Genomic DNA, 10,587 nt, shown 5'->3' on the forward strand with positions numbered 1-10,587 from the left:
AGCGAAAGATCGCGTTGGAGCAAAGAATGTTAGCAGGCTAGTTGGTCAAGACTTGATTTAAGAAATAAGACAGCTTTTTGCTGGCAGGCGTTGAGACGTCTTTATTTAATCGCTTTCGTAGTAGCGCAGTTCTTCGGTTTCGTTTGGTAGCGTGAGGAACTTTCGAAACGTTAAACCTAGCTTTACAATAAGTGTCTGCGAAGCGTAATTATCTTTGGAAGTAATGGCCGAAATACGCTGAACACCATATTTTTGTTTGATTATGCTTTTCAAATAGGAGGCAGACTCATACGCATAGCCTTTCCCTTGATATGCTTCAAGAAATGAAAAACCGATATCCATCACATCGAGTCCTTCTCGTTCAAAGATACCCACCGCACCAATTTTTTCTTGGTTTTCTCGCAGCATAACCACATAGTTTCCAAAACCTAGTTTATCAAATTGTGGGCGAAAACGATTTTGAATATAGTGTGCTACATCTTCTATCGTCCGTAAATTGCGATCGCCTATAAATCGGATAAACTTGGGCATATTATACAATTGTAGAAAAAATGCTGCGTCCTCCTGGTCGGCTGGTTTTAAGATCAACCGCTCTGTTTCAAAATGCTCCATTTCGTTACTTGTGCTTGATGTAGTAAAAGTATCATTTTTTGCGTTTTATAACGCCACGAAGTTACGCCTATATGCCACATGGCATTTTGCGCTTGCATATGGCCCATCCACCATCGTTAAGCAGCATGGCGTTGCAAGTTTACTGGATAATAACATCATCGAAATGTTTGCGATTTTGTGTATCTTTTGCAGGTAACAATAGAACGCACGCCGCATGAAAAATTTTTTATTTCTCCTTTTTATGCAATTGCCTTTTGTGCTGCTGGCGCAAGATACGCTCTTTTTCGACGCTGAGTGGAAAGAAACAACGGCTGCTGAACACACCTACTATCGCTTATTGCCCTTAAAGAAAGTAGGCGAATTGCTTTTTATCCAAGATTTTTATAGCGATGGTACGCCGCAGATGCAGGGATATGTATTGGCTTCTGACCAGGAAAGTTATGTTGGTGATGCGTATTGGTATGATGGCGATGGACTGGATCAGTCTAGCAAGCAATCGATAAATCGAAGTAGCGTCACCGTGCTTCATTATTACTATCCAGATGGCAGCCGGTGGAAAACGTTGCAATACAATGCAAAAGGACATATTCAAAAGGTGCAGGTGTATGTAAAAGGCAAAGAGCTTGCTGCCGGCGAAATTTCAACCGATGATCGCTACCAAGGTAACTTCAGTCCAAAAATACCCGATCGATATTACGATCATACAACCCCTGTTGCAGATGCTATGGTCGAAACGATAGCGGGGCCACCGGTTGAAGGGTGGACAGCAGGGGCTCTTCGTTCAGAAAAAGTAGCATATACGGAAACCATCTACTGGTTAGATGGAAAGATGGCGTCAGAAAAGCAGTTTGCTGCTGATCATACGTTGCTGCATACTTCCCACTGGGATATGGACGGGAAGTTACGCAGTAGTTTTAAAGCTGATGAGGCTGGAACCCGATTTTCATACTATATGAAAAATGGATTTGCCGCACAAGTTCGTGTGGAGGAGGATAGACAAGATGAAACGGGTGAGAAAAAGCTCGTGACGACCTTTTCGCCGGTTGGTAAGCTCGTTAGCAAAGCTCGCTTCGTCGATGGAGTGTTGCAGGAAGTTGTTCAATACCAAGATGGCAAGCCGCACGATACGCAAACCTACCGGAATAACGAACCATTTGATGGGTTTTTCATCAAGGATATAGGCATTCGCGCAACCGAATACCAGCTGCAGGGGGGCAAGCTGGTAGGCGAAGTCATCACAAGAGATCTGGCTTCGGATACTATTTTTGCCCGGGGAATCTACAAAGATGGAAGGCCCTTTGATGGTTTCTTCTACCTGACGGATGATACCTATCAATTGCTACAATACCGGAATGGGAAGCAGGAGGGCTGGCAGTTAGCTTATGCCGACTACCTCGGCCAAGAGCTCGCGGCAGCATACGAGATGAAAGCGGGAACACGAGAGGGGGTGACCAAAACCTATCGGCAGGGTGTATTGCTATCTGAAGGTATGTACAAAAATGGGAAGATTTTCTCGGGCACGATACTGGAAGGTGATGATCAATTGACTTATCAGGACGGAAGCTTGACGCAAAGGGGATACTATGCTACGAACGGGCAAGGGAAAGCCATGAAAACCGAGTATTTTGAAGATAATCAACTTGCGAAGGTCGTGTATAACGATTTTACGATAGCGGAAGATCCCCAAACAACATACGCGGGTGTGTATCGGAAAGGAATTCCTTACGATGGCTATTTCAAACTGGACACCCTAGTTGACAATATTGCTTTAATCAGCTATTTTGAAAAGGGAATGTTACGGCGTAAATATGGGCTTGATTTTCTCGATCAGCTAGATCGTTACCAACACTACACCTATAACCAAAAGACCACCTACGAAAATGGCCGGGTGCTGGACGGCCCAGTTTACAGCATGATTGGTCGTGAGCGACTACTCAGCAGCTACTATAAAAACGGAAAAATGCATGCCTTCGATCTCAATCTTTTTGCCATGCATTATTTTAACCGGCTTACCATTAAACTTAGCGAGAATGAACTGCTTTTGACAGAGCTAGCAGTGCCGCTTCAAATCAAAGCTTATGTAAAAAGCGGAAACATTGTCGCTGATCTGCTATATGACGGTAAAGTTGTGACAAGCAGTGTGCCTTCGGCGGCGGTTGCGGAAAGTCAGGCAAACTCGCTGACACGCTACTATGTAGAAGGTGGGGAGTTGAAAACCGCCATCACTGCTTTGGAGAATGACGAACAGCAGCATGCTCTCGACGATACCGAAGGCCTAAATAATGCCCTGCTACGGGAACTATTTTATGTATTCAATGTGCAGAAATTTAGCGATTTGCAACAGGTCTTTACTCAGTTGTACGAAAACGTTCAACAAGATGATCTTCATGCTATTTTTGAAATAGATAGAAGTGCAGTATTTCCTGTCAGTGCAGAAAAGGCGTTGACCTATTTGCATTACAATGAACAGGGTGAAGCGTTTGAGGGTATCCGATTGACCGTTCAACAAGATAAAAAAATCTTGGCGGAGGCAATAAAGAATGGTGTGGTCATGGAATCGAAAAAGTTTGATTCGTTGGAACATCTTCTTGAAAGCGATCAAAAGGAATTACGGGATCTGGAATTCCGAACGTTTGACGGCATACAGTAACCTCACATAGCGCGGGTTTAGCGCGCGGCCTGTGTGGCTATCTATCTACATGTTTTGAATTCTGTGTTCATTTTCATTTGAAAATTAACGCGCTTTCCTATTTTTGTGTATGCCCACAAGGGAATGCGTAGTGGCAGGCAGTAGTATGAACTTCTTCAACTACAACAGGTGTGTGTGTTCATCCGGTATTGACTTGTATCGACAGTATCATAAAGAGTTTTATTTTGGTTGATTGGCCTCGGGGACAGGCCGGACGGCTCTAGTCTTTAAGACAGAGCCGTTTTTTTTTGCCTCTCCGTTCTCGCATGACACGGCGGAGATAACGACCATGGCCATAAAATTTGCGTACAATAAACCTCGTTTTGCCATATCCAAGTTTTAGTTGTCGAAACTGAATCTACAAAAAGAAAAAGACAGAACCATAGACACACTGATGATTTGGATGTCGATACTGATTTCTGCCGAAAGTAAATCTCCCAGCAAGCTAAAGACAAACCGGGAGAATTTAACAATGAAAAAGGGTATGTTAACACAGGGATTTTACTTATTCGATTCCCTTTGCTAAGGGATAGACCCGAACATAATCCACTTCGAATACGGCGGGAAGTATATCATCGTCAACACCTTTGGCACCGCCCCAGTTTCCGCCGATGGCCAAATTGATGAGCCAATGAAATTTTTGATCAAACGGCCAAGCCTCGAATCCTGTTTTCTCATTTGCGAAGTGGAAGATCTCCACGTTATCCACAAAGCCTGTAATATAGTCTGGCGTCCAGTCGACTCGGTACACATGAAAGTCGTCTGCCGTTGCGGATAATTTTGTCTTCGCTGTTTTTTGCGTATTGATGGAATGGTGATAGGCTTTGGAATGGGTCGAGATATGAACTACGTCTTGGTCATAACCCACGTGTTCCAAAATATCGATCTCACCGGAATTTGGCCAGCCGCCATATTTCCATTCCGAAGGGAGCATCCACACGGCAGGCCATGTTCCGCGACCCTGAGGCACTCTTGCACGTGTTTCAAAACGGCCATAACGGAAGTCGCCTTTACCTTTGCTCACCAATCGCGTAGAGGTATAGGGCATGTCTTTATTGCCCCCCTTACGCGCCGTTATTTTCAATAGACCATCGCTCACCTCCACATTTTCTTTGTTTGCTTTGGTGTAATACTGCCATTCATTGTTTCCCCAACCGTTGTATGGCGAACCCACATCATATGACCATTTACTGGTGTCGGGCAAGCCATCCCGGTCAAATTCGTCAGCCCATGTTGGCGTGGTTGAGAAGGCATACAAGCTATCGCGACTTGATGTTGAAGCCGTATTTTGCTGCGCAGGCTGGCCTACATAAAACGGAATATTAGCTGTAGCTACCTTGTTTTTGCCATCAGTTACATACACGAAAATGCGATAGGCGCCCGCTTTTTCCGGAGTCGTCAATACTGCGCTGTCGACCCCTTGAGGTTTCACGAGCCCCGCGATCGGCTGGGGTCTGCTTTCCCGATCGCCACCCTCTTTCAGGTCGGTGCTCTCAGGCAATAGTTCCCATCGAGTCGTCAATTTATCGTGGTTTGGGTCGTGGACCATTACGTTCAGCGGATAGGATCTTTTTGCGTCTACATAGATCATATCTTGAGCCTGGCGACCGTCCAACTGAAAAATTTTAATATGGGGGGCTCTATTCTTTGGATATTTGCCGGTCCATAAATATTCCATCACATCAACCACTTCATTCTCTTCGCCAGCTTCGGTAAACACCCCATACCAAGTTGGCGTGCGTTCTTGTTTTTGACCCCATAGAAATACATACGAGCCAACACACTGCTTGTCTTTGGCAATAGACGCTTCATAGCGACTTCGATATACAGCTGCTTTCTCGCTGCTGCTCTCTTCAATAGATGCTTTCCACGGTGTTTGTAGTCCTTCCCAATGTCCGGTAGGGCCCCATTCGGTGACCATATAGGGTTTTTCCCAACCTACGGTTTTAATCTGTGCAGGTACGGCAGCGAGGCCACCGTAAACTTGTACGGAAAGGAGATCTAGGGCGGGGCACTTGGCTTTGATGAGGTCGATTTCCTTTTGATTGATTCCAGCAAGCATGGTGGTCACCAAATGGTTCGGGTCGACTTCATGAATCATTTGGGCTACCTCATTAACAGCATCCCAAACTTTGGGATTGCTGTAATGGAGGTTCAACTCATTGCCGATGCCCCAGGCAAGTAGTGCTGGGTGGTCTTTAAACTGCAAGATTTCCTGTCGGACGCGTTCGAGTTGGGCCTGTACAGCCTTTGGATCACTGTAATCAAATCCGTGACGTTCCACACCCATGCGGATGCCCATCGTCACGGTTAAACCCAACTGCTGCGCTTGATCAAGTATTTCTTTCGCACCATCGGTGCTCCAGGTGCGGATGGAATTTCCTCCTTTTTGCTTCAGGCGATCAATGTAGCTGGTGCCACCAGCGCCCTTGATAAAATAGGGCTTGCCCCCGCGTTTTATCGTGTAGCCTACGTTTGTTTTTTTGATCTCGACCTTAACAGGTTTTTTTTGCTGTGCCCAGGTTGGATAGGCAAGAAGCGATAGGCAAAACGCTGCTAAAAAGATCAATTTTGGTTTCATCATCATGTATGTGTTTCGGTAAGCACTATCTAAAGTTTGTATTCGCGTCGATCTGGGTTTGTGGTATGGGAATATACTCGCTCTGGCCCGGCACAAAGCGCGCTCCGAATACTTGCTGGGCTCTTCCCGTGCGCACCAGGTCGTTGAAACGCTCGCCCCACCACTCGCAGGCAAACTCTGCGCGACGCTCGTCAAGAATCTGGTCGAGCGTTACGCCCTGGATGGGCGCCATCGCTACGCGTTGACGAACGATATTAAAGGGTTCGTCGCCATTTTGTCCTTTTCGAACTTTGGCTTCAGCGTTCAGTAGTAAAGCATCCGCATAACGTAAGATACGTACATTGTTGTTAGCACCGTATTCTAGGCGGCCTTCCGTCATTTGGTTGACCGGTAGATAGGTTTTGCCATTGAAGTGTTTGATGCCAAATGTATTTCCATACACCCGATCTCCACTGGGGGTTTCTTTGAACGTAGCGGGGTTGCCGTCTATGCCGCAGTCTAAGATGGTTGTGCCAAGCCGAACTGCGTCATTGCGGTTGCTTAAGAAATCGATAATATTTTGCGAGGGAGGGATCCATCCGGCGCCAGAAATAGCACTACCCCGTTGGTCGCCCGATGGGCCCTGCCACCTGAAAAACGTTCCCCAGTCGACGCCTGGACGAACGATGTCGCCCACGGGAAGGCCAAAATCAGAATACTGTAGCTCAAAAAGAGATTCATTGCTTAGCTTTCCAGGAAGCTTGAAAAGCTGGTAGAAGTCAGCAAAGAGCGAAAACTTATTGCTTGCTATAATTTGGTTGGTCGCTTCCAATACTTGATCCCAATAGGGACTGCCATTGTCGTTACCTGCCAGATCAGCTGCGGCTTTTGCTTTTAACAGCAAAGCCGAATAGCGCGTTACAGCGCCCACATGCTTGGATTGGTTCGGGCGTGCATCTTCCAGATCCTGAATACAAATGTCCATCTCTGCTATGATAAATTGACGCACCTCGGCGACCGTACTTTTACCGATGGTTGTAAGTCGTGCAATATCGCCACTGTCCGAAAGGATAGGAACGTCGCCAAAAAGGCGAGATGCCATCAGATGGGCGTAGGCGCGAAGAAAACGTACCTCCGCTTGGTATTGGCGATTAAGAGCGATATCTGCTGCATTTGTTGTCGGGATGTTTGCCGCAAATAGCTCAAGCTCCATTAAGGCATTGTTTGCCGCGATAGCCAAGCTGTAATAGCTTATCCAAGACTGGTTTAATCCCCAATACGATTGTATGGTAACATCGCGCTGGAAATTTTTAATTGCCATCAGTTCGGGGTTGTCATTCGGATTTGGCGCTGCCTGTTGATAATCATCATCGCGCATGCAACGAATAGAAAGATCTATCCAATGTACTAAATTATCATCAGAGGCAGCCCGGTATACGCCAGATACCGGTGCATACATCATCGCGGTATTGCTGTAATCAATCTCTTCGGAACGTTGTTGATTCTCTAAAGGTTTATCTAAGAATTTTTCGCAGCTGCTCAGCAACAGTATGCTGCTTACGAAACCTATCAACAGAATGTGGTTATATTTTTTCATCGTTATCTTGCTAAAGAAAATATGTTTTAAAAACTAGCTCTTACTCCTAAACTGTATGTTGCCGCCACCGGATACACGTTGGAGTCAAAGCCCATGTTTGGTGTTTGGGTGCCATTTGATCCTGCAATTGTACCTGATATTTCCGGCGAAAAGCCATTGTAATTGGTAAAGATCAATGGGCGATCTGCCGTAGCAAAAATGCGGAATGGGATGGATGGCGTGAGGTTAAAGCTATACCCCAATTGCACATTCTGAACGCGCAGATAAGCACCGCTTTCTACAAAGAAAGAGCTTGCTTGTAAGTTCCAGGATGCCACGCTCCCTGCTGCGGAAGGATAGGTGTTACTGCTTCCCTCGCCCGTCCATAAGCCTTCCATAAAGGCTTGATCCGCGTTCATCTGCGGATATTTTCGGCGCATTGCTCTATTCAGGTTATGAATTTTGTTGCCGGTTACGCCTTGCAAAACGACGTTCAGATCGAAGCCTTTATAGTCGATACCCAGATTGATACCATAGGTCAGCGTCGGTAAATAGTTACCTAAGTTGACACGGTCCCTCTCACCGAGCTCGCCATCACCATCTTGATCCTTGTAACGCAAATATCCGGGTAGGATAGGCGTTCCAGGATTTTGTTGGTTGTAGCGGTTCGCTATAGGGTCGGCATCAATCTCGGCTTGGTTTTGATAGACCGACTGTACTTCGTAGCCATAGAAATAGTTGATCGGCTGGCCGACTTCAATACGAGAAGGAAATTCGGCTGCCCATTCTGGAAAACCATTCATAATGTTGGCCAGACCGCCCAGATCTGTTACCCGGTTTTTTAAAGTGGTAGCATTTGCACCGATGCGGTAGCCCCAATCGCCGCGCTTATCCGCCCAGTTTAATCCAAACTCCCAGCCGCTATTGGCCACACTTCCCCAGTTTCCATATACGCGATCCCACATGAACGGAATCGGGCGACTAAAAGCAAGGTCTTTTGTTTCGCGGTGGTAATAGTCTATGGTACCGCTTAAGCGATTGTCGAACAAGGCAAAATCAAGGCCGGCATCCCATTCTTCTACGACTTCCCAACGTACTTGGGTAAAGAACCGGCCTACGCGATATCCCGGAACACGACTACCGTAGGTAGAGCCTATGCTGCCAAATATGCCGGAAAAATTGTTGCCCGAGTTGACCACTGCATAGCCGGCATTGGGTTGGATACCATCATTACCGAGCAGTCCCCAGCTACCGCGAATCTTCAACAGATCAAACAGCGATTGCGTTTCCATAAATTTCTCGCGGCTCAATACCCAACCTAAACCTACCGATGGGAAATAGCCCCATTTGGTTTGGTATTTCGAACTTCCATCGGCACGGAAGGTTGCCGTTAGTAAGTACTTATTATCATAGTCGTAGGTGGCACGCGTAAAAGCAGATATGCCGGAATTTCGCGATCCGCCTTCCCCGTAGCCGGTCGCCGAGCCGATACCCTGCGCACCCTGTCCGACATACCAAAACTCTTCCGCGGCAGGTACGTCATTTGCGGAAACCCAGGTCTCGCGCCAGCGTTCCTCACGCACCGATTGTCCGAGCAACAGTGTCCAGTGATGTTTCCCGGCCTCGTCGCGGTATGTCAACAGGTTATCTAAGATGTAATTGGAATTGCGCGCTTGTGCCGAACGTAAGTAAGAACGATCGACACGCTGGTTATTGTCTATATAGTAAACAGGTGTGTACTGTATATTGTGCGCTGATTGATAGCGTTGGCTAAGTTGCGAACGGAATGTCAACTTGTTTTGCCAAAAATTTGCTTCGAGGTAGGCGCTTGGCAATATTTGAAAGCCTTTGGTTTCGTTGTGGTTGTAGAAGGCTGTAGCGATCGGGTTATTGAACCAAAATCCAGTTGAGATGCCAATCGGGTCGCTGGATCCAAATTTAACGGGGTTGGCAAGTTCCAATCCTTCATCATACACGGGGTATAGCGGCGAAGCAAAATATGCTTGTCTAAATGCCGCGTTGTTTGGCGAGAAGTTGTTGAAGTTGTTCATGTGTGCGGTAAATCCCACTTTGAGCCAATCCGTTACCCGGGCCTCGGTTTGCATACGAATGTTGTATTTTCGATGGAAGTTTTCTGCGTCCATAATCCCGTCTTGATCGATATAGTTCAATCCGAACGCGTATGTGATCTTATCGCTACCGCCCTGTACATCGAGGTTGTGGTTATGGATTAAAGCGCGGGAGCGAAGTAGCTCGCTATACCAATCGGTATTTTGTGTGGGCGAGCTCCCCGATCCGCCAAAACGCTCTATGGAATTATTTACAATATTCTCATTGCCTATCGCAATAGCGTAGTCGGCATATTGTTGTCCATTAGCCATTTTAAGCATGTTCGTAGGTGTTTGTATACCGGCATAACCATTGTAAACGACGCGTGCTTTGCTGTTTAGTTTTCCGCGTTTCGTCGTTACAATGACGACGCCATTGGCTGCGCGCACCCCATATATGGCAGCTCCGGAAGCATCTTTCAATACCGACATGTCCTCAATATCGTTCAGATTCAAAAAGTCGATGTTGTCCATAAACATACCATCCACCACGTAGAGTGGGCTTTCATTATTAAAGGAGCCTACACCACGAATACGAACGATAGGGGTGGAGCCAGGCGTTCCGCCACTGACCACCTGCACGCCGGGCACAGCGCCTTGGATGGCATCCATTGGCGTGGCTACTGTGCGTTTAATGGCGTCTTCCATATTAACCGTGGCTACAGGTGCGGTGAGGTCGCTTTTACGTTGCGAACCATAACCGATGATGACCACTTCATCCAAATTGAGATTTCCATCGGAAGATAACCGAACGTTTACGGTAGTTCCAATAATAGGGACTGTTTTTCGGGCATAGCCAACAGCGGAAATCACGAGGGAGTCTGCTGTGGATGGAACGTCAAGGCTGAAGAAGCCCAGCTCATTGCTACTGGTGCCTACCTGGGGTAGGTTTTTAACCGTGATCGTTGCAATCACTGCTTTTCCAGGCTCGTTGCTGATGTTACCGATCAGCTTTTTTGTTTGGGCTTGCACACTTCCAAACAGGCCACATAGCAAGGCAACTATGGTTAATGATACTACTTTGTTTTTCATGCAAAATCAA

At 46.7% G+C, this 10,587-nt stretch carries 5 protein-coding genes; 1 reads left to right on the top strand and 4 read right to left on the bottom strand.

The window, feature by feature from the left end:
* Positions 1-105: 105 nt before the first annotated feature.
* On the bottom strand, positions 106-612 hold the full coding sequence (locus B0I21_RS01375) for a GNAT family N-acetyltransferase (protein ID WP_133638546.1): 507 nt from the start codon (positions 610-612) through the stop codon (positions 106-108).
* Between the two features lie 214 nt (positions 613-826).
* On the opposite strand from B0I21_RS01375, the gene B0I21_RS01380 reads away from it, so the two are divergent.
* Positions 827-3,262, top strand: a complete 2,436-nt coding sequence (locus tag B0I21_RS01380; RefSeq protein WP_133638547.1) for a toxin-antitoxin system YwqK family antitoxin — start codon at positions 827-829, stop codon at positions 3,260-3,262.
* Between the two features lie 544 nt (positions 3,263-3,806).
* Here B0I21_RS01380 and B0I21_RS20255 read toward each other — a convergent pair.
* Genes B0I21_RS20255 through B0I21_RS01400 form a run of 3 tightly spaced genes read right to left on the bottom strand, consistent with a single transcriptional unit; the run spans position 3,807 to position 10,577 of the window.
* A complete protein-coding gene (locus B0I21_RS20255; RefSeq protein WP_208292237.1) occupies positions 3,807-5,885 on the bottom strand; it encodes a glycoside hydrolase family 16 protein in 2,079 nt (692 codons plus the stop codon).
* A gap of 22 nt (positions 5,886-5,907) precedes the next feature.
* Positions 5,908-7,458 (bottom strand): RagB/SusD family nutrient uptake outer membrane protein, encoded by a 1,551-nt coding sequence (locus B0I21_RS01395; RefSeq protein WP_133638548.1) that lies wholly within the window; start codon positions 7,456-7,458, stop codon positions 5,908-5,910.
* Positions 7,459-7,484: 26 nt separating this feature from the next.
* Positions 7,485-10,577, bottom strand: coding sequence for a SusC/RagA family TonB-linked outer membrane protein (locus B0I21_RS01400; protein WP_133638549.1), 3,093 nt, complete (start codon positions 10,575-10,577; stop codon positions 7,485-7,487).
* Positions 10,578-10,587: the final 10 nt, after the last annotated feature.

The sequence above is a fragment of the Sphingobacterium paludis genome (assembly GCF_004364125.1).
GTDB classification, from domain to species: Bacteria; Bacteroidota; Bacteroidia; order Sphingobacteriales; family Sphingobacteriaceae; genus Sphingobacterium; species Sphingobacterium paludis.